Genomic DNA, 17,953 nt, shown 5'->3' with positions numbered 1-17,953 from the left:
AAAAAACCGGCCGCGGCCCCCTGACACATGTCATGCGGGAGAAGGCGGCCGGGGCCGCCGGATACCGGCGATAGAAGAATGCGACCGCGCCCGACGGATACTTTCAGCAAAGCAAAAGGCGGCCGAAGCCGCCTTTGCATCGATGCCCGCGTCGAAATACGCGCGACGCGTGCGCCGGCTCAGGGCAACTTGGTGCCCTGATCGGCGATCGCCAGCCAGCGCAGGCCGTTATGGCTGTAGGTCACCCCGGTCAAGGCTTTCTGCTTGTAGCCGATGCGCGGAATCTCGTAGGTGGTTTCGTACAGGATGTAGGCCGAGCTGCAGCCGTCGACGACGCGGTAGCGCTCGGTCCAGCTCCACTTGGCTTCGCGGCCGGAGAAGTGGCTGGCCAGCGCGGTCATGATCGCGTCGATGCCGATGCGGGTCGCGCCGCTGTCGAACACGGTGATGGCGCGATCGTCGTGCACGGCGCGGAAGGTTTCGGCGTCGTAGTCGCGGAACGACTCCATGTCGGTGCGCTGGGCGATTTCGAACTGGCGCGCGCAGATCCGGCTGAGGATATTGTCGCCGCTCAGGCTCTGCGGCGCGGCGTTGCCCGGACCGGCGGCGAATGCGCCGCCGCTGATGCACACGGCCAGCGCGGACAGGGCGAACGGGAGCAGGGTGCGGGTGATGCGGTGGGTCATGGCCATTCCTTTGTGTGCTTGCTGAGGGTGGACGCACGGTAACCAAGGCGATCGGCCGGCGATGTGCCGACATCGCGAAGCCGCCTGCTCGACGCCGACAATTGACCCTGCTCGCGATCGCGGACGATTCGAAGCGCAATCCAGGCCAATCGCGGGCGCTTCGGCGCGATGACCTCATCGATGCGAGCTCGCTGCGATGGCGGCGCGGAACGACGATCGCGACCGAGGCCGCAATGGATTGCGATTCGGGTCACAGCTTCGCCGCTATCACCCGCGAGGGATGACAGCGACCACTATCGGCCGCCGCCACGGCATGGGATATCGCGCAGGCCCGACCCGCGCGGGCGCGCGTAGCGCGATCCAGGCGCCCGCGCGTCGTCGCGCCGCGGCCTTCCATCTTCGCAACGCTCGTCACCATGGGGACTCACGCAGTGGCCACCGAACGACCCGAACGCTTCTTCCACACCCGCCTTGCCCGGCTGAGCCTGCCGGCGTTGCTGCTGGGCTCGCTGATCGCCATGCCCGCCGCCGCGCAACGCGTGGGCGGCGAGGGCCAGGCCCATCTGGGCGCGCTGTGGCCGGCCGAACCGCCGGCGCGGATCTGCGGCAACACCGCCTTGCTCAGCAATCCCGACCCCATGCCCGCCAACGCGGTGCGGGTGCCGGCCGGCGATAACAGCAACATCGACTTCCGCCGCGCCAACACCACGTTCTGGTTCGAACCGGGCGTGCATACCTTCAGCGACGATATCTACGGCCAGATCATCGCCCAGGACAACAACGTCTACCTCGGCGCGCCCGGCGCGATCCTCGACGGCCAGAACAAGAACCTGTACGCCTTCACCAACGCCGCCCGCAACGTCACCATCCGTTACCTGACCATCCGCAATTTCGGCCGCGGCCGCGACAATTTCGACCAGGCGGTGGTCAACCACGACGCCGGCGACCACTGGACCGTCGAATACAACACCATCATCGACAACGACGGCGCCGGCGTATTCCTCGGCAGCCACAACACGGTCCGCTTCAACTGCCTCAAGGACAACGGCCAGTACGGTTTCAGCATGTACAAGCCGCCGGTGCCGAGCACCGCGCCTCAGCCCGGCGAGCAGGTGCCGGGCCGTTCGGCGATCGTCGATATCGAGCTGAGCCACAACGAAATCACCGGCAACAACACCGACGACTGGGAAACCTCGACCCAGTGCGGCTGCACCGGCGGCGGCAAGTTCTGGGACGTGGGCGGGGCCAGGGTGGTGAGCAACTACGTCCACGGCAACCACGGCACCGGCCTGTGGGCCGACACCAACAACATCGATTTCCTGTTCGAAGGCAATTACATCAAGGACAACGACGGCGTGGGGCTGTGGTACGAGATCAGCTACAACGCCACCATCCGCAGCAATACCTTCATCAACAACGCCTGGGCCTCGGGCAACCGCGACACCGGTTCGCCGGCGCCGGCGATCTATCTGTCCGAATCCGGCGGCGACAGCCGGCTGGCGAGCGCGGTGTCGGGTTCGACCCAGCTGCGCGTGCAGGACAATTATTTCGAGAACAATTTCTCCGGCATCACCATCTACGAGAACGCCAACCGCTTCTGCAATTCCAACGGCAACACCAGTTCGACCTATTGCACGCCGTTCGTGCACCCGTCGGTGATTACCCGTCCGGATCCCGCGCATCCCAGCGTCTATCCCGACCCGGTCAGCAACCTGCACCCGTGCTACACCGACATCGGCGGCGACGCGACCTTGAAGGCCAATTGCCGCTGGCGCGCGCAGAACATCGAAGTCAGCAACAACGAGTTCTACTTCGATCCCGCGGTGGTGCCGTGCGGAAGCTCGGGTTATTGCGGCGCGCAGGCGCTGTACGCGACCGGCACCGACAACATCGCCTGGTCGCCGTATACCGTGCAGCAGGTGCAGCAGGACGTGATGTTCAACAACAACAACCGCTTCAGCAACAATCACTACTACGGCCCGTGGCGCTTCGCCAAGCGCTATGGCGAGGCGATCAGCTTTCCGGTCTGGCGGGCCGCGCCGTATCTGCAGGATGCCGGCAGCACCACCGACGGCGCGCTGTTCAACGTGATCGATACGCCGACCGCGACGCTGGAAGCCTCGGCGGGCCTGTGGTCGGATTGGTACGGCGCGCAACTCGCCCGCGTCGGCGTCGCCCACGGCGGCGCCTATGGCTTGCAGGTGACCGTCGACGACAGCTACTGGGGCGTGCAGGTCGCCAATCATCCCGGCTATCGCTCCGACGGCGGCAGCAAGCGCCTGAGCTTCTGGGTCAAGCACGCCAGCGGCACGCCGTTGCCGACCGGCAATGCGCGGGTGCAGTTGCGCTGGGCGAAGGAAGACGGCAGCGCCGCGACCGGCGACCCGGACACCTCGGTCAGCAACGTCTATCTGCCGGCCCTGAGCGGCGACTGGCAGCAGGTGGTGAGCGACGTGGTGCCGCCGCCGGCGACCGCGAGCGTATGGATCGTGGTGGTGGGTTCGGGTTCGGCCGGGATCGGCGCCTCGTTCTATCTCGACGATCTGGTGCTGCAGGACACGCCGCTTTAACGGCCCGGATTGGGGATTCGGGATTCGAAGTCAGGGCCCGGTTCTTGATTGGTTGCAAAGCAAGCCGCTGCGCCGGTATGAGCCGGCGCGATGGCGAGCAAGGGCAGGCTGGCGGCGTGCACCGCCATGCCTGCCTTTTCGTTGTGCGTGTCTTGGCCTGAGGTCCAACGGTTTCGCGTTGTAAGGGAGGCGGCGCGCCGCGGCCCGGCGGCATGCTCGATGCCGCGATGCGGCGACACCGCGGAGCGTATGCCGTCGCGCGTATCGCCGATGCGTCGCACGCATGGTCATGCATTCGTCTTCCCTTCGACGAGGAAAACTTCATGAGCCCCAACACCGTCAGCAACGCCCAGCCCGAACTCGATCCTGCCTTGACCATCGCCCTGGCGATCGCCTCCAAGGCCGCCTACGACTACTACCAGGGCCTGCCGTTCACTTCGCCCGACGGTTACCAGCAGGTCGGCGCGTGGACCGGTTGGGATTCGATTCTGTTCAGCGGTTCGGAAGAGAAGTACGGCCTGGTGTTCCAGGCGATCGACGATCCGGGCACCTACATCTTCGCGTTCCGCGGCACCGACTCGGACATGGACGCCTACGAGGACGTGCATTTCATTCCGACCGATTTCGTTCCAACCCAGGGCAGCATCAGCCCCACGCCGCGGGTGTCGTCGGGGTTCTACGGCATCTACGACGGCGTCGGCGGAAGCATGAGCCAATCGATGCGCCAGCAGTTGTTCGCCTTGCTCGAGCAGTACGCGCCCAATTACGTGTACGTCACCGGCCACAGCCTGGGCGCGGCGCTGAGCCAGCTGTTCTCGCTCGACCTGGCGATCAGCCAGCCGCTGCCCTCGCTCAATCTCAATTTCTCCAGCCCGATGGTCGGCACCGAGGATTGGCAGACCGCGTACGAGCAGACCATCGCCGACAGCGCCAGCCTGCGCGTCTACAACTATTGGGACTACGTGCCGTCGCTGCCGCCGTCGCAGTTCGACTACCGCGCGGTCGGCATCGGGTTCCGCACTGCGTTCTATGTCGCCGGCGAGTGGTTCCCGCATCTGTTGTCGCGCCACTCCCTGGTCAATCTGACCACGGTGCTGAGCAATGCCTTGCCCAACAACCCGCAGCAGTGGGCCGGGCAGTTTCCCGATTACGTCGATGCCTCGCTGACCATGATCAGCACCTTCCCGCCGGCCTCGGCGGACGTGCAATGGGCCGATCAGATGCAGCAGCACATGGCCCTGGAGACATCGCTGAAGGCCGCGTCGTGATGCGATAGCGCGGCCGCGTTGTCGAGGTTGTGACCACGCCGCGCGGCGCGAGCTGCGCGGCGTTTGCTTGTGTAGCGAACAGCGCTTCGTGCGCATCACCGACCTCGGCTCTGATCGTCGAACACGTTCGCGCATGGCTCGCTCGTACGCACTCATCGTTGCCGCAGGGCAGGGGCTGGATAACGACGCCATGAGCGCCCCGGTTGACGCGGGTCTTTTCACGTAATAATGTAAGTTACATGAAAACACCCGAACGCCTGTCCGTCGCCCTGCACGTGCTGCTGCACATGGCCGAGCGGCCCGAACAGCCGATGACCTCGGAAGAAATGGCCGCGTGTGTCGGCACCAACCCGGTGGTGATCCGCCGCAGCTTCGCCGGTTTGCGCGAGGCCGGCGTGGTCAGTTCGGTGAAAGGGCACGGCGGTGGCTGGCGGCTGGCGCGGGCGCCCGATCAGGTCAGTTTGGCGGAGATCCAGCAGGCGCTCGGCGAGCGCATGGTGCCGCTCGCGGCCAAGCACGATGCGCCGCAGTGCCTGATCGTGCGCGCCGTGGTCGACGTGCTCGACGAGGCGATGCGCGAAGCCGAGCAGGTGCTCGATCGCCGCCTCGCCACGCTCACGCTGGCCGATCTGGCCGCTCATGCCCAACGTCTGCACGGCAGGCGCCATATGAAAATCGGAGGGAGTGGCCATGCGTCATGACGTAGCCGTCGTCGGCGGCAGTTTCGCCGGCCTGAGCGCGGCCCTACAGCTCGCGCGTGCGCGCCGTCGCGTGCTGGTGGTCGATGCCGGTCTGCCGCGCAATCGCTATTCGTCGGCGGCGCACGGCATGCTCGGTCACGACGGCAAATCGCCCGCGCAGATTCTCGACGAAGGGCGCACGCAGTTGCTGGCGTATCCGAGCGTCGAGTTCGTCAACGCCACCGCGACCGCCGCGCGCGAACACGAAGGCGGCTTCGCGCTGATTCTGGACGATGGCAGCGAGCGCAACGCATCGCGCCTGATCCTGGCCACCGGCATCCGCGACGAATTGCCGGCGATCCCGGGGCTGCGCGAACGCTGGGGCGCGACGGTGCTGCATTGCCCGTTCTGCCACGGTTTCGAATACGCCGACCGCGCCCTGGGCGTGCTGGCCAATCATCCCTTGTCGGCGCATCAGGCCGGGATGATTCCCGATTGGGGCCCGACCACCTACTTCACCCAGAACCGGTTCGAGCCCGACGAAGCCGAAGCGGCGCATCTGGCCCGACGCGGAGTGACGATCGAACGCGTGCCGGTGGTCGAACTGCTCGGCTCGGCGCCGCATCTGGACGGCGTGCGGCTCGCCGACGGCCGGGTGATCGAACTGGCGGCCTTGTTCACCGCGCCGACCAGCCGCATGGCCAGCCCGTTGGCCGAGCAACTGGGTTGCGAATTCGAGGACGGGCCGCTGGGCCGTTACGTGCGGGTCGATCCGATGAAGGCGACCAGCGTCAGCGGCGTGTTCGCCGCCGGCGATGCGGCCGCGGCCATGCAGAGCGCGACCCTGGCGCTGGCGGCCGGGGCGATGGCGGGCTTCGGTGCGTATCAATCCTTGTCGAAGACGGCGTGATGCGGTGAATGCTCGGCCTGGGCACTGTCAGCCATCGTGGGGTTGCGCCGAAGCGAACCATCCGGCGATCGGTCCGATTCATGGCGGTGGCTGCGTCACCGCGCCATGACGCCGGCCGTATTTATAGTGATCGCCACTTCAACGGTGCCCTCGCCATGAACCGCTATCGCCTGACCAACCGCCTTGGCCTGCCGCTCGCGCTGATCGCCCTGACGCTGGGGCTGGCCGCATGCAATGCATCCAAGCAGGCGTCGCCGACCGCGCCCTCATCGACTCAGCCAGCGCCCGCCGCCGAGGCCAAACCGGTCGAACCCCGCGTCGGCATGGCCAACCCGGCCTCGGTGCATTGCACCACGCTCGGCGGCAAACTCGAGATCCGCACCGGCAAGGACGGCGGCCAGTACGGTCTATGCAACCTGCCCGATGGACGCGTATGCGAGGAGTGGGCGTTGTTCCGCGATGGGAAGTGCGAAAAGCCGGCGGAGTAATGCGCACGGCTCGGCGTCACCCGCGGCGCTGAAGGTTCAGGCCAGCGCCGCCTGCAACTGAGCGATCTCGTCGCGCAAGGCCTGATTCTCGGCGGTCAATTCGGCGACGCGCTGGCGCAGTGCGTGCAGTTCGTTGTCGGCGGCGTCGTCGCGCGGCTGCGGCGCGGGTTCCTTGGGCTCGCGCGGTTTGCGCTTGGACTCGCGCGCGCGCTTGGCCGCTTCCTTGAGCTCGCTGCCGCCGGCCATCGCCGCGGCGCGTTGTTCCTCCGCCGGCAAGGTGGCGACCGCGGCGGCGGCGTTGATCGAGATCGCGCCGGATTTGACCGCCGCCACGACTTCGGGCGTGGCCTGTTTCTGGATCTTCTCGATCAGACCGACCTGGTTGCTGCTCAGCCGCGCGGCCTTGGCCAGGGCTTCGCGGCTGTCGAATGCGCTTGCATCGGTCGACCACGGCGGGCTGTCGTCGTGCTCTTCGACGGCCGCCGGCGTTTGGCTTTCTTGTGCGGGCTGCGCCTCGGCCTCGGCGCGGCGCCGTTCGGCCAGGATCTCGCGCTTGCGCAGCGCCAGGATGCCGCGCTGGAAATCCGAGACGCTGCGCCGGCCCAGGTGCTGGTCGATCATCCACAGATGCACGTCTTCGATCGAACGAAAGCGGGTGTTCTGCACGGTCTGGAACGGCAGGCCGTGCTTGCGGCAGATGCCGTAGCGGTTGTGGCCGTCGACCAGCATCTCGCCCCACAGCACCAGGGCGTCGCGGCAGCCTTCGGCGAGGATGCTCTGCTCCAGCGATTGGTACTCGTCGGCGGTCAACGGGTCGATATAGGCCTTGAGCGATTCGTTGATGACGATGTCCATGAAACCGGCCGCGTTGCTGCAATGGGGGCGGCATTGTAGGCAGATGCGCGCGCCGCGTCAGGCGTTGACAAGCGCGGTTTTCAGGCACGCGGCATCGCACGGGCGCGGTGAGCGGCGCCTGGGTTGGGCTTTGCCGAATCGGTCGTCGTGGCGGGCGCTGGGTTCAGCGCGGCGAAGGATCGGGCGCTTCGATCAAGGTGTCGGTCGCCAGCCAGTTCAATTCCCAGGTCTTGCCGGCGTCGGCGGAAAACGCCTGCTCGAACCGGCACGATTCGCGGCGGTCGCACTCGATCACGAAGCGGACCTTGATCGGACGTCCGTCCAGGGTGTCGTCGCCGTGGAACTCGCCGCGGCCGTGCCTGAAGTCGCCGAGCATCGGCGCGGTCAACGCGCCGGCGGCGATATTGGCGTAATGGATGCTCCACTGCCGCGACTGCGCGTCGTACAGGCGCAGCGACACGCCCTGGATGCGCCCCGACGGTCCGGCGATATCCAGTTCGGCGATATTGGCGCGGCCGTCGAGCAGCTTGCGCACCACCGTCGTTCCGCTCAGTTCGACCCATTCGTGCGAACCGCTCAGCGGGCGCTTCAGGCGTTTGATCACGCTGTTCCAGCGGCCGATCTCGAAGTCGAAGCCGCCCGGGCCGTCGGGCAAGCTCGGTTTGCGTTCGCCGGCGGCGGCCGGTTCGGACGGGCGCTGCGCGCTCGCGGGGAGAACGGCCAACGCGGCGATCAAGCCGCACAGCGTGGCTGCGACGCGAAACAGTCTGGCGATCCGGGCGGTCATGGTCATGGCGGACCTCGATGGCTCGATTGAGCGGTATCGCGGCAATCTGCGCGCTGCGCTGCGCGCGGGACAGGGCCAGTCTGAGCGCGCGGGCCAGGCCACTTGTGCTCGAAGCAGGGCGCTCGCCCCGGTCTCGGGGTTTCGAGCGAGCTCGCGGTGATGCAAGCTTGGCCATGGGCAGGGGAGAATGCGATGCGATGGAATCGTCCGACCGCGGTGTGGCTGGTGCTGGCGGCCTGTGTCGCCTGCGGCAAGGCCCCTGAGCCCACGAGCGCATCGCCGACGCCCGCGCCCAAAGCCGCCGCGCGAGCGATCGTGCCGGCTCACGCCAAGCCGTTCGAAACCGAGCACTACACGATTTCCAGCACCACGACCGACACGGCCACGCAGGCGGTCGCCGCCGCGGTGGAAAGCCTGTACGGCGCGTATCACGCCTTCTTCGAGTTGCCCGCCGACGCCGGCCGCGCGCGCAAACTCAAGCTGATCCTGTATCGCGACCGCCAGGAATTTTCCGCCTACAACACCAGCATGCCCTGGGCCGAGGCCTATTACCGCACGCCGTACTGCCATGCCTACTACACCCATGGCGTCGCGAACCCGTACCACTGGATGCTGCACGAGGCGACCCATCAGTTGAACGCGGAGGTCGCCGGGATCGCCAAGGCCAAATGGATGAACGAAGGTCTGGCGAGCTATTTCGGCGCCAGCCGCCTGCGCGACGGCGTGCTCGCGCCCGGCAGCATCGATGCGGACGCCTATCCGATCTGGTGGGTGGCCGACATGCCGCTCAGCGGCGCGCTGCAGCGCGATCTCGAACAAGGCGCGCTGATCGGGCTGCGCGATCTGATCGCCAATACCGGTCCGCCGATTTCCGGCCGCCACTTGAACGTGTACTACATCGAGTACTGGAGCCTGTCGCACTTCCTGTTCCATTACGAACGCGGCAAATATGCGCGCGGCTATCGGCAGCTATTGCGCGGCGACGGCTCGGTCGCCGCCTTCGAAGCGGCGATCGGCCCGCTCGATCGCGTACAGGCCGAGTGGTACGGCTATCTGCTGGAGAAAAAAGCCGAGCTCGGCGGCGAGCCGGAGGTCGGATGGCGGGTGCCGGTGGCCGACGCGGCGAAGGCTGCCGATCGCCGCGACTGAAGTGTCGTCGCCTGCGTCGATCGCGGCGATAATGCGGGTTCGGATTCGATACGCGCGATGATGCGCGACGCGGTGCTGCGAAGCTGGCATTGCGTTGTCGGGTTGCACGCGCCTCATCGATGCGGTCCGTCGCGGTCTCTTGATTCGCACCGCGACGGCGCGGCCGCGCGGCTGCATTCACTTTTTGTTTGGCACTGGAGCGGCAATGGCGCATACACGGATCAACCTCGGAGCACTCAAGGCATTCGAGGCCGCGGCGCGGGCCTTGAGCCTTACCCGCGCCGCCGACGAACTCAACGTGACCCAGGCGGCGGTCAGCCATCAGGTGCGCCTGCTCGAAAATCAGCTCGGGGTCGAACTGTTCCGGCGTCTGCCGCGCGGCCTGGCCCTGACCGACGAGGGCCTGAGCCTGCTGCCGGCGATCCAGGAAGCGTTCGGGCGCATCGACACCGCGCTGGATCGGGTCGGCGACGGCCTTGCGCGCGAAGTGGTGCATGTCGGCGCGGTCGGCACCTTCGCCAGCGGCTGGCTGCTGCCGCGGCTGGCCGAGTTCGCGCATCTGCATCCGCAGGTCGACGTGCGTTTGAGCACCCACAACAACCGCGTCGATCCCGCCGCCGAGGGCCTGGATTTCGCGATCCGCTACGGACGCGGCACCTGGCCCGGGATGCAGGCCGATTTCCTGATGCCCGCGCCGCTCTCGCCCTTGTGCACGCCGAAACTGGCCGCGCAGTTGCGCGACCCCGCCGACCTGTCGCGGTTCCCGCTGCTGCGTTCGTACTTCGTCGACGACTGGCGTTTGTGGTTCGAAGCCGCGGACGCGGTGCCCGACGGGCCGATCAACGGCCCGATCTTCGATTCGTCGCTGACCATGGTGCAGTGCGCGCTGCAGGGCCTGGGCATCGCGCTCGCGCCGCCGGCGATGTTCGAACGCGAGCTCGCCGAAGGGCGGCTGGTGCAGCCGTTCGCGGTGGAACTCGATGCGGGCGGCTATTGGCTGACGCGGTTGGTCTTGAAGCCGGTCGGCGACGGCGCGAACGCGTTCGCGGCCTGGATCGCGCGCGCGGCGGCTTAAGCTTCGGCGCGCGACGAGGTGCCGGCGGCCGCGCATGACGCAGGCCGCCGACACGCATGCGACTTACTCCGGCGCGCGCGAATACACGCGCAGACGGTGGCCGTCGGGATCGAGCGCGACGAAGCTGCGGCCGAAATCCAGATCGGTCGGCGCCTGCGCGATCGGCAGCCCGCGCGCGGCCCAGTCGACATGGATCGCATCGACCCGCGCGTAGTCGCCGACCTGGAACGCGAGCTCGGCGCCGCCGAACGCCGGCGGCGCGGCGGGTTCGACCGTGTGCTTGGACCACAGGCCGAGCTTCATGCCCGAAGCGAGTACGAACAAGGCGAACGTGGGCGAGCGTTCGACCGGGGTTTTCTCGAGCAGGCCGGCATAGAAGTCGGCACTGGCCTCGGGACGGTCGACGTAGAGCAGGACGAAGTTGGGATCGGTCATGGCGAAGCTCCGGCGTGATGGAAGGCGCGGGCAGGGGAGATGCCCGGTGCCTGATCACGTTAGGCGGCGCCGCTGACAGGGTTTGTCAGTAGAGATGCGACGGCGCGACGAGCGAATGCGCAGATGCTTGCGTTGATACAGAAACTGCAGACGCGCACTGACGCCGCAGCGCAATCAATCGGCCGCTTCGTCGCTTTCTCCCAACACCCGCCGCAACAACCACAGCATCGACTCCCGCATCGCCCGCGGTTCCGCGCCCGCGTCGATTTCCAACGCGGCGCGGTCGAACGCGGCCGACAGCAGCCTGGCCAGGGCGTCGATCTGGGCGGGGTCGCGATCCAGCGCGGCGGCCAAGCCTTCGCGCAAGGTGTCGGCGGCGTTGTCGTCGTCGATCGCGGTGGCTTCGCTCAGGCCGAGCACGGCCGGGCCGTCGATCAGCATCAGTCGGGTGCGGCCGGGGACGGTCATCGCCTGCAGGTAGGCCTGGGCGCCGTCGATCAGCGCCTGGCGCGGGCTCAGGCCATCGACGCTGGCGGCGAGGATGTCGGCCTTGACCGCCTGCGCCTCGCGCAGCAGCAGGTGCCGGAACAGGTCGCGCTTGTCGACGAAATGGTGATACAGCGCGCCGCGGGTGGTGCCGGCGGCGGCCGAAACCTCGGGCGTGGAGGTGTCGGCGTAGCCCTTTTCCACGAACAAGGCACGGGCGGCCTCGAGCAAGGCGTGGCGGGTGGCCTGGGTGCGTTCGAGGTTGGTTCGGGGTGGGTTGGTACGGTTCGGGCCTGGCATACATTCAGCCTGTATGTTAATTTCTATCTACATACAGACTGTATGTCACTCAATCGAGGCTCACAATCATGCAAGTGACCAGCTATTACCCGGTGATCATGACCCACGATGTCGCCGGCACCGCCGCGTTCTACCAGGCTCACTTCGGTTTCGTCGCGCTGTTCACCGCCGACTGGTACGTGCATCTGCAGTCGGCCGCCGACCCCTCGATCAATCTGGCCGTGCTCGACGGCGCCCACCACACCATTCCCGAGGCGGCGCGCGGACGGGTCAGCGGTTTGCTTTTGAACTTCGAAGTGCAGGACGTGGATGCGGTGCATGAGCGGCTTCGCTCCGCCGACCTGCCGATCCTGTTGAGTCTGCGCGACGAAGCCTTCGGCCAGCGCCACTTCATCACCGCCGATCCCAATGGCGTGCTGATCGACATCATCACGCCGATCGCGCCGAGCGGGGAGTTCGTCGAGCAGTATGAGGCGAGTGCGTTGCCGGTTTGACGGGTTGGGCGAAAGCCAATGCGTGGCCAAGTCGCCAGGCGTCGCGAGTCGATCGCCTCGGTCGCAATCAGCCAGCGCGGCGGAGTCGCGAATAAATCAATGCCGTCGCGCCCAGGGCCACGCATACGCCGGCCATCGGCAGTATCAGGTCGAACCATGGCCCTTGCACACGCAGATAGGAGTTGCTGGAAAGGCGTATTTCGCCTTGGCTGTAGTCGAAACAGGCGTACGCGATCGACAGCAGCGCTGCGCAGCACAGCAGTACGCCGCCGATCCATGACAGCGCAAGACGGGTTCGGTCGGGATGTTGCTGCGGCATCAGGGTGCTGGCGGTTTGCGGGGAGAAGTTCATGCTAACGCAGGCTGTAGTTGCCCTTGCTGCTTGAACGGCCTCATCTGTTGGTGCTTTCCGGTCGGCCGAAGGCGCTTTACGACTGAGCGGTTATGTCGTGTCTGTGCCCGACAAATCCTAAAAGTCGCCGTGCTTTTCCCCCCTTTGAAAAAGGGGGGCAGGGGGGATTTGCTTTTGCAGTTGCTCTGCGCTGCTGCTCAAAGGCAACAGCCAAAGCAAATCCCCCCTAACCCCCCTTTTTCAAAGGGGGGAACCCCGGCGCGGCAAACGTGTGCCTGCGCCTACTTCCCCGACGGCGGATACTTCTCGCCGTACTTCAACTCCACCGGCACGAAGGTGGTCAGGTTGATCGGGCAGTTGTAGTACTGCGAATGCGCGCACAGGAAGCTGTACATCGTGTTCAAGTTGAACGTCATCGACGACGGCGCGGCGCCGGCCGGGAAGTGGGTCTCGAGCGAGCGGCCGCCGCCGTAGCTGGTCTTCTTCGAGGTCTTGTCGGTGAAGAACAGCAGCACGTGGTCGATCCGCTTCCAGTCCTTTTGCTTGTTGAACGCGCGCAGGGTGTAGGTCTTGCCCTGGATCGGCAGGGCGACGTCGCCGACCCAGTACATCACCCCGGTGTGATTGCGCGAATCCAGATGGCTCACCGCGACCGGCACGTCCTTGCGGGTGAAGCGGCCGGTGACCACGCCCTTGGGATCGTAGGGAAAGAACGACAAGCCCTTGAAGCGCTGCGCGGTCAGCGCCGGGTTGTACAGCCAGGCCTTGAGCGAATCCTCGTAGGGCGTGATCCGCACCGTCAGCCCGTTCGGCAGCGTCTGTTGATGGTCCTTGGCCTGCATCAGGTCGATCGCGGCGACGCCTTTGCCTTCGAGCATGGCCTTGCCGTCGCGATAGCTCAGCGTGACCGCGCCGGCATCGCCGCGCTGTCTGGCCCAGCGCAGGTCGGCCGCACGCGCCGCCGCCGGCAGATGCGCCGCTTCGCCCGGCGCGATCACGGCGACGTCCTGGATCGCGTACATGCCGGTCGGCCCGGCCGCCTGTTCGGTCAGGCCGGCGCGGAAGTCGTCCCAGTCCTTGCGCGGATCGGCGCGCACCTCCGCGTGGAATGCCGCCCAGGGCAGGCACAGCAGCAGGCTACACAGCAGTCGGCGCATGGCGGGGTCCGTTGAACGAAGTGTGCTGGAGGCTACTGTGACAGCGCGCGCTGCGTCTTGCTTCGGCCGGAAGTCCCGTTTTTGCGTGGGTCGCGGCAACAGGTGGCATCTGTCATGGAGGGCGGGTGACTTGATCCGCGATGCGGTCTGTCGGTGGTTTCAGACAGGTGTTGTAGGCAACGCCGCGGCCGCGACATCCGCGCCGGATTTCACCCGGCTTGGGTGGCCCGATCCGCCCAGGCCCGCGCGATCGCCTCGATCCCGGCCTGCATGCGCAGCCGCGCGGCCGGATTGGCCGAATGCACGGCGATTTGCGGCGGACGGAAGCCGCGCGCGATCACCGCTTCCTCGATCCACACGATCACGTCGTAACCGGTGCCGCGCGCGTCGTCGCCGAGGTCGTGATCCAGGCTGATCCGGGTGACTTCGCCGGCCTGCAACAAGGCGATGGCCTCGTCAGGCCAATAGACCCGGACCCAACCCTCGGGCGTGGCGCGTTCGTCGTTGAGATAGACCTGCATCGATAGTGCCTCCTTGGCGCAGGCCGCATCGTCGCATGCGCCGATCGCCTCGCGCACGCCGCGCGATCTCGCTTGCAACCGCTCGCGCGCCGGGCGTATCCCTGCTTCGCAACAGGCCTGCGCCGATGGCATGCGCCAGCGCAGCGTCCGACGTCGGCGAACTTCAGGGAGACACAGGCATGCGCTGTTTGCGGATCAAGACGATCACGGCCGTCGCCCTGGCGGCGATGCTCGCCGCTAACGCCGCGTTTGCGCAGGCCGCTTCGAAGCAGACGACTTTGAAGCCGACTTCGGCCCAGCCCGCGCAGCTGCTCGCCTTCGTCGACGATTACGCGCGCCAGCACGATTTCAGCGGTTCGGTGCTCATCGTCCAGCACGGCAAGCCACGGCTCGCGCGCCAGTACGGCCTGGCCAACCGCGCGTTCGCGATACACAACGACGCATCGACCAAGTACAAGATCGCCTCGATCACCAAGGCTTTCACCGCGGTGCTGATCCTGCAACTGCACGAACAAGGCCGGCTGGACCTGGACGCGCCGATGCGCCGCTATCTGCCCGATTACCGCGGCAGCGGCGGCGACCGGGTCAGCGTGCGGCAGTTGCTCAACCACACCTCGGGGCTGGTCAATTTCGATCAGGTCACCGATGCCGCGCAGGCCATCGGCAGCGGCCTGCCGAATTACCAACTGCCGCATACCGCGCGGCAGTTGCTCGACGATTACTGCAGCGGCGATCTGGTGCATGCGCCCGGCAGCAAGTTCGATTACAACAACTGCGATTACATCGCGCTGGGTCAGATCGTCGAGCGGATCTACGGCCAAAGCTACGAACAGGTGCTGCGCGAGCGCATCGTCGGTCCGCTGGGGTTGAAGGACACCGGCATGCTGCACCAGCGCGACATCGTCGCCGGCCTGGCCGACAGCTATTTCCGTCGCGACGACAGCAAGGCGCTGACGCCGGACCTGCCGGCGTACCCGGAAAACTGGTACGCGGCCGGCGCGATGTATTCCACCCCGGCCGATCTGGCGAAGTTCGCGGACGCGTGGTTCGGCGGCCGTTTGATCGGCGACAAGGCGCTGGCGGCGATGATCGCGCCGGGCCTGGACGACTACGGTTTCGGCGTGTGGTCGTACCCGGTGCGCATCGACGGCCGAACCTACCACGCGGTCAAACGGCCCGGCCGGATCATGGGCGCGCAGGCGCAGCTGTATCGCATCGTCGAAGCCGAGTTGACGGTGGTCGTGCTGGCCAATACCGACGCCACCGATCTGGACGAGTTCGTCGCCCGGATCGGAAAGCAGGCGCTCAGCAAACCAGCGGCCGAGGGTCGGGCCAGCGACAAGCTCGCCAGCGACAAGCCGGCGACCGACTGAGCGCCGCCGCGCGGCCGGCGCGACGCGTCCGGCCACGCAGAGTGAGCGCTGGCGCACGGTTCGCGATATTGGAGGCCGCGGCCGTGTCCTCCCATCGCCGCCCGCGTGCGTTGACCGGATGCGACGCCGTCCCGCGTCGCGCCCGGCCCACGCCGTCCCCACGCAGCGAGCTCCGCCATGCCCTTGTTGTCTCCCGCCGAACTGGCCTGGTACGTCACCGGCCGCTTCTACCGTCGCCCCGATCAGTGGCTGGCCGATTACGGCTACTTCCTGCATCTGTCGGGCATCGACGCCCACCTGTTCGCAGGCGCGATCGGCGAAACCACCGCGCATTTCACCTTCGCCGCGAAGCCGTTCCTCGCCGGCGGCGTCAGCAACGGCGCGCTGGAACTGGGCCTGGACCCGGCCGGCGAGTTTTCGGTGTACCTGCAACGCGAGCCGGTAGGCAATTTCGACTGGCCCGAATCGTTCGCCCAAGGCGAACGCATCGCGACCTTCCGCCGCACCGGCCTGGTGGTCGGCACCACGCTCAGCGCGCAGGTCGGCTCTAGTGCGGTGCCGGTGCTCGCCGACAACGTGTTCAGTGCCTTGTTGATCGACAGCCGGCCGTTCGAATTCGGCGGCCGCCGCTACGATCTGGCGCAGTTGCTCGGCCGCGGCGTCACCCAGTTCGGCACCGCTTCCACGGTGCCCGTCGCATTTCGCGCGATCGCGCCGCATCCGCCCACGTACGACCTCGTATTGCCCTTTACCGGGTCGGCGATCGCGCTCGGCGCCGGCGTATGACGTCGGGCACACAAAGCGTGAGGTTGGGTGATATGCAACTATCAGTTGCTCTTGATCGCAACCGAAAAGGCCGTTAGACATGATCCCGGTCGAACAACGCGGAAGGCTCGGTCACGCGCGCGGCGCGCCGACGTTTTCCCGCATGGAATCTGACGAAGCCGGTAGCGGAGGTGGGTCATGATGCGGCAGACAATCACGGTCGGCGATACGACCAGCGGCGGCGGCATGGTGTTGGGCGGGCCGCGCCCGGATGCGGCGCCCGGCGCCGGCATCGATGCGCGTTGCGCGCGCCTGGGCGACGCGGTGCAGTGCGGCGTGCACGGGGCGACCACGATCGTGACCGGCGATCCGGCGCATCTGCTCGACGGCAAGGCGGCGGCGCGGCACGGCGATTTCTGCGCCTGCGGCTGCATCCTGATTTCGTTGAGCCAGATCCGCGGCATCGTCGAGCACGGGCGCGGCTACGAGCCGGCGCGGGTCGCGGTGCGCAAGTGAGTCGCGCGGCGGTCGCGCGGCGGCGTCTTCGCCGGATGAGCGCGGCGGGCTAGACTCCGCGCGGGCCGCCGTGGCCCGCGATGGTTGCGCCGTGCATGGATCTGGCCCTGTTCGATTTCGACGGCACCATCACCGACCGCGAAACTTTTCCCGGGTTCGTGCGCGCCAGCGTCGATCGCCGCCGGCTGCGTTGGGGCGGCGTGCTGCTGGCGCCGTACGTGATCGGTTACAAGCTCGGCTGGGTGTCGGGCGCAGCGGTGCGCCGTCGCATCGTCGCGTTCGGCTATCGCGGCCGCCGCGAAAGCGAGGTGCGCGCGGCCGCCGAAGCCTATCTGCGCGAAGTGGTCGCGCGGCAGATCCGTCCCGAAGCGCTCGAGCGCATCGCCTGGCATCGCGAACGCGGCGACCGGGTGGTGGTGGTCACCGCCAATCTGGAACTGTTCGTGTCGGCCTGGTGCGAACAGCAGGGGCTGGAATACATCTGCTCGCATCTGGAGGCGCGCAACGGCGTGCTGACCGGACGTTACCTCGGCCGCGATTGCTGCGGCCCGGAAAAATCGCGGCGGGTGCGCGAGCGGATTGCCTTGCAGGATTATGCGAGCGTGCACGCGTACGGCGACACGGTCGAGGATCGCGAGTTGCTGGCGTTGGCGGATCGCAGGTTTTACCGCTGGCGGGAAGTGTTGTCGTAGTCGGGGTGGCGCGGTCGCGGCTTGCGCCGCTCCTACACGGGGCTATCGACGCCACGTATCCGACTGTAGGAGCGGCGCAAGCCGCGACCGCGACACCCTGTCTACGACGCAACCTTCGCGACACCCTCGGATTCGCAATCGCGACGTCTGGCCCGAATCAACCGCTCGCAAGCCACATCCATGCAACGCCTTCGCCATAACCCGCCGGTCGCGACAAACGACGGCGCGGGAGCCGCGCGATCCGGCTGGCTCCCGCGCGCGAGGTCCCACCACGCGGCGGGATGAAGCAGGGCGTCGACGGCCATGGCAACTGCGATCGGATAGGGGGCAGACCACGGCCGCGACGCCCTGCATTGGGGAGAACGCCGCGAAGCCGGCGCTGTGAATCGCGCGC

The 17,953-nt window shown here is 67.0% G+C and carries 21 protein-coding genes; 13 read left to right on the top strand and 8 right to left on the bottom strand.

Annotated features, from left to right (window positions below):
* Positions 1-179 precede the first annotated feature (179 nt).
* The gene (locus IEQ11_RS14345; RefSeq protein WP_191820873.1) at positions 180-686 is read right to left on the bottom strand and encodes a hypothetical protein; all 507 of its coding nucleotides are present in this window, start codon (positions 684-686) and stop codon (positions 180-182) included.
* A gap of 101 nt (positions 687-787) precedes the next feature.
* Here IEQ11_RS14345 and IEQ11_RS14340 point away from each other — a divergent pair, with 101 nt between their 5' ends.
* From IEQ11_RS14340 to IEQ11_RS14315, 6 genes are all read left to right on the top strand, one after another.
* Positions 788-970 carry a hypothetical protein gene (locus IEQ11_RS14340; protein WP_191820874.1) on the top strand — a complete coding sequence of 61 codons (183 nt, stop codon included), beginning with the start codon at positions 788-790 and terminating at the stop codon, positions 968-970.
* Positions 971-1,102: 132 nt separating this feature from the next.
* The gene (locus tag IEQ11_RS14335; RefSeq protein ID WP_191820875.1) at positions 1,103-3,256 is read left to right on the top strand and encodes a right-handed parallel beta-helix repeat-containing protein; all 2,154 of its coding nucleotides are present in this window, start codon (positions 1,103-1,105) and stop codon (positions 3,254-3,256) included.
* Between the two features lie 323 nt (positions 3,257-3,579).
* On the top strand, positions 3,580-4,524 hold the full coding sequence (locus IEQ11_RS14330; protein ID WP_191820876.1) for a lipase family protein: 945 nt from the start codon (positions 3,580-3,582) through the stop codon (positions 4,522-4,524).
* Positions 4,525-4,727: 203 nt separating this feature from the next.
* Positions 4,728-5,225: an Rrf2 family transcriptional regulator gene (locus IEQ11_RS14325; RefSeq protein ID WP_228464431.1), complete on the top strand. Its 498-nt coding sequence runs from the start codon at positions 4,728-4,730 to the stop codon at positions 5,223-5,225.
* Positions 5,215-6,114, top strand: a complete 900-nt coding sequence (locus tag IEQ11_RS14320) for an NAD(P)/FAD-dependent oxidoreductase (RefSeq protein WP_191820877.1) — start codon at positions 5,215-5,217, stop codon at positions 6,112-6,114. Before IEQ11_RS14325 ends, IEQ11_RS14320 begins: the two co-directional genes overlap by 11 nt.
* Positions 6,115-6,269: 155 nt before the next feature.
* On the top strand, positions 6,270-6,602 hold the full coding sequence (locus tag IEQ11_RS14315; RefSeq protein ID WP_082124366.1) for a putative hemolysin: 333 nt from the start codon (positions 6,270-6,272) through the stop codon (positions 6,600-6,602).
* Between the two features lie 36 nt (positions 6,603-6,638).
* Here the strand turns inward: IEQ11_RS14315 and IEQ11_RS14310 are convergent, their stop codons facing one another.
* Positions 6,639-7,457 (bottom strand): ParB N-terminal domain-containing protein, encoded by an 819-nt coding sequence (locus tag IEQ11_RS14310; RefSeq protein ID WP_096414818.1) that lies wholly within the window; start codon positions 7,455-7,457, stop codon positions 6,639-6,641.
* Positions 7,458-7,620: 163 nt separating this feature from the next.
* Positions 7,621-8,250 carry a hypothetical protein gene (locus IEQ11_RS14305; protein ID WP_191820878.1) on the bottom strand — a complete coding sequence of 210 codons (630 nt, stop codon included), beginning with the start codon at positions 8,248-8,250 and terminating at the stop codon, positions 7,621-7,623.
* 186 nt (positions 8,251-8,436) lie between these two features.
* Here IEQ11_RS14305 and IEQ11_RS14300 point away from each other — a divergent pair, with 186 nt between their 5' ends.
* Positions 8,437-9,393, top strand: coding sequence for a hypothetical protein (locus IEQ11_RS14300; protein WP_191820879.1), 957 nt, complete (start codon positions 8,437-8,439; stop codon positions 9,391-9,393).
* A 205-nt stretch (positions 9,394-9,598) separates the two neighbouring features.
* Positions 9,599-10,468, top strand: coding sequence for a LysR family transcriptional regulator (locus tag IEQ11_RS14295; protein ID WP_191820880.1), 870 nt, complete (start codon positions 9,599-9,601; stop codon positions 10,466-10,468).
* 63 nt (positions 10,469-10,531) lie between these two features.
* Here the strand turns inward: IEQ11_RS14295 and IEQ11_RS14290 are convergent, their stop codons facing one another.
* Together IEQ11_RS14290 and IEQ11_RS25910 are read right to left on the bottom strand one after the other, a co-directional pair.
* Positions 10,532-10,903 (bottom strand): VOC family protein, encoded by a 372-nt coding sequence (locus tag IEQ11_RS14290; RefSeq protein ID WP_096414814.1) that lies wholly within the window; start codon positions 10,901-10,903, stop codon positions 10,532-10,534.
* A 174-nt stretch (positions 10,904-11,077) separates the two neighbouring features.
* Positions 11,078-11,689, bottom strand: coding sequence for a TetR family transcriptional regulator (locus IEQ11_RS25910; RefSeq protein WP_191820881.1), 612 nt, complete (start codon positions 11,687-11,689; stop codon positions 11,078-11,080).
* Positions 11,690-11,757: 68 nt separating this feature from the next.
* On the opposite strand from IEQ11_RS25910, the gene IEQ11_RS14280 reads away from it, so the two are divergent.
* Positions 11,758-12,183: a VOC family protein gene (locus IEQ11_RS14280; RefSeq protein ID WP_191820882.1), complete on the top strand. Its 426-nt coding sequence runs from the start codon at positions 11,758-11,760 to the stop codon at positions 12,181-12,183.
* A 67-nt stretch (positions 12,184-12,250) separates the two neighbouring features.
* On the opposite strand, the gene IEQ11_RS14275 is transcribed toward IEQ11_RS14280, so the two are convergent.
* The 3 genes from IEQ11_RS14275 to IEQ11_RS14265 all read right to left on the bottom strand — a co-directional run bounded on the left by IEQ11_RS14275 (position 12,251) and on the right by IEQ11_RS14265 (position 14,270).
* On the bottom strand, positions 12,251-12,535 hold the full coding sequence (locus tag IEQ11_RS14275; protein ID WP_191820883.1) for a hypothetical protein: 285 nt from the start codon (positions 12,533-12,535) through the stop codon (positions 12,251-12,253).
* Positions 12,536-12,816: 281 nt separating this feature from the next.
* Positions 12,817-13,692 carry a DUF1684 domain-containing protein gene (locus IEQ11_RS14270; RefSeq protein ID WP_191820884.1) on the bottom strand — a complete coding sequence of 292 codons (876 nt, stop codon included), beginning with the start codon at positions 13,690-13,692 and terminating at the stop codon, positions 12,817-12,819.
* 209 nt (positions 13,693-13,901) lie between these two features.
* Entirely contained in the window at positions 13,902-14,270 is a 369-nt protein-coding gene (locus IEQ11_RS14265) for a cyclic-phosphate processing receiver domain-containing protein (protein ID WP_247024552.1), read from the bottom strand.
* A 122-nt stretch (positions 14,271-14,392) separates the two neighbouring features.
* Here IEQ11_RS14265 and IEQ11_RS14260 point away from each other — a divergent pair, with 122 nt between their 5' ends.
* The 4 genes from IEQ11_RS14260 (at position 14,393) to IEQ11_RS14245 (ending at position 17,559) form a co-directional block, all read left to right on the top strand.
* Entirely contained in the window at positions 14,393-15,586 is a 1,194-nt protein-coding gene (locus IEQ11_RS14260) for a serine hydrolase domain-containing protein (protein WP_191820885.1), read from the top strand.
* 177 nt (positions 15,587-15,763) lie between these two features.
* Positions 15,764-16,372, top strand: coding sequence for a hypothetical protein (locus tag IEQ11_RS14255; protein WP_191820886.1), 609 nt, complete (start codon positions 15,764-15,766; stop codon positions 16,370-16,372).
* Positions 16,373-16,549: 177 nt separating this feature from the next.
* Complete coding sequence (locus tag IEQ11_RS14250) at positions 16,550-16,867, top strand: PAAR domain-containing protein (protein ID WP_191820887.1); 318 nt, start codon at positions 16,550-16,552, stop codon at positions 16,865-16,867.
* A gap of 95 nt (positions 16,868-16,962) precedes the next feature.
* On the top strand, positions 16,963-17,559 hold the full coding sequence (locus IEQ11_RS14245) for an HAD family hydrolase (RefSeq protein WP_191820888.1): 597 nt from the start codon (positions 16,963-16,965) through the stop codon (positions 17,557-17,559).
* Positions 17,560-17,953: the final 394 nt, after the last annotated feature.

Origin of the sequence: Lysobacter capsici (assembly GCF_014779555.2) — a bacterium.
GTDB lineage: Bacteria > Pseudomonadota > Gammaproteobacteria > Xanthomonadales > Xanthomonadaceae > Lysobacter > Lysobacter capsici.
The sequence above is the reverse complement of the archived record's forward strand: the minus strand, read 5'-3'. Positions and strand labels throughout refer to the sequence as shown.

Bases quoted from the DNA above. Each gene is read 5' to 3' on its own strand.
- IEQ11_RS14345 (WP_191820873.1), bottom strand. From the start codon at position 686: ATGACCCACCGCATCACCCGCACCCTGCTCCCGTTCGCCCTGTCCGCG.
- IEQ11_RS14335 (WP_191820875.1), top strand. From the start codon at position 1,103: ATGGGGACTCACGCAGTGGCCACCGAACGACCCGAACGCTTCTTCCAC.
- IEQ11_RS14330 (WP_191820876.1), top strand. From the start codon at position 3,580: ATGAGCCCCAACACCGTCAGCAACGCCCAGCCCGAACTCGATCCTGCC.
- IEQ11_RS14320 (WP_191820877.1), top strand. From the start codon at position 5,215: ATGCGTCATGACGTAGCCGTCGTCGGCGGCAGTTTCGCCGGCCTGAGC.
- IEQ11_RS14315 (WP_082124366.1), top strand. From the start codon at position 6,270: ATGAACCGCTATCGCCTGACCAACCGCCTTGGCCTGCCGCTCGCGCTG.
- IEQ11_RS14310 (WP_096414818.1), bottom strand. From the start codon at position 7,457: ATGGACATCGTCATCAACGAATCGCTCAAGGCCTATATCGACCCGTTG.
- IEQ11_RS14305 (WP_191820878.1), bottom strand. From the start codon at position 8,250: ATGACCATGACCGCCCGGATCGCCAGACTGTTTCGCGTCGCAGCCACG.
- IEQ11_RS14300 (WP_191820879.1), top strand. From the start codon at position 8,437: ATGCGATGGAATCGTCCGACCGCGGTGTGGCTGGTGCTGGCGGCCTGT.
- IEQ11_RS14295 (WP_191820880.1), top strand. From the start codon at position 9,599: ATGGCGCATACACGGATCAACCTCGGAGCACTCAAGGCATTCGAGGCC.
- IEQ11_RS14290 (WP_096414814.1), bottom strand. From the start codon at position 10,903: ATGACCGATCCCAACTTCGTCCTGCTCTACGTCGACCGTCCCGAGGCC.
- IEQ11_RS25910 (WP_191820881.1), bottom strand. From the start codon at position 11,689: ATGCCAGGCCCGAACCGTACCAACCCACCCCGAACCAACCTCGAACGC.
- IEQ11_RS14280 (WP_191820882.1), top strand. From the start codon at position 11,758: ATGCAAGTGACCAGCTATTACCCGGTGATCATGACCCACGATGTCGCC.
- IEQ11_RS14275 (WP_191820883.1), bottom strand. From the start codon at position 12,535: ATGAACTTCTCCCCGCAAACCGCCAGCACCCTGATGCCGCAGCAACAT.
- IEQ11_RS14270 (WP_191820884.1), bottom strand. From the start codon at position 13,692: ATGCGCCGACTGCTGTGTAGCCTGCTGCTGTGCCTGCCCTGGGCGGCA.
- IEQ11_RS14260 (WP_191820885.1), top strand. From the start codon at position 14,393: ATGCGCTGTTTGCGGATCAAGACGATCACGGCCGTCGCCCTGGCGGCG.
- IEQ11_RS14255 (WP_191820886.1), top strand. From the start codon at position 15,764: ATGCCCTTGTTGTCTCCCGCCGAACTGGCCTGGTACGTCACCGGCCGC.
- IEQ11_RS14250 (WP_191820887.1), top strand. From the start codon at position 16,550: ATGATGCGGCAGACAATCACGGTCGGCGATACGACCAGCGGCGGCGGC.
- IEQ11_RS14245 (WP_191820888.1), top strand. From the start codon at position 16,963: ATGGATCTGGCCCTGTTCGATTTCGACGGCACCATCACCGACCGCGAA.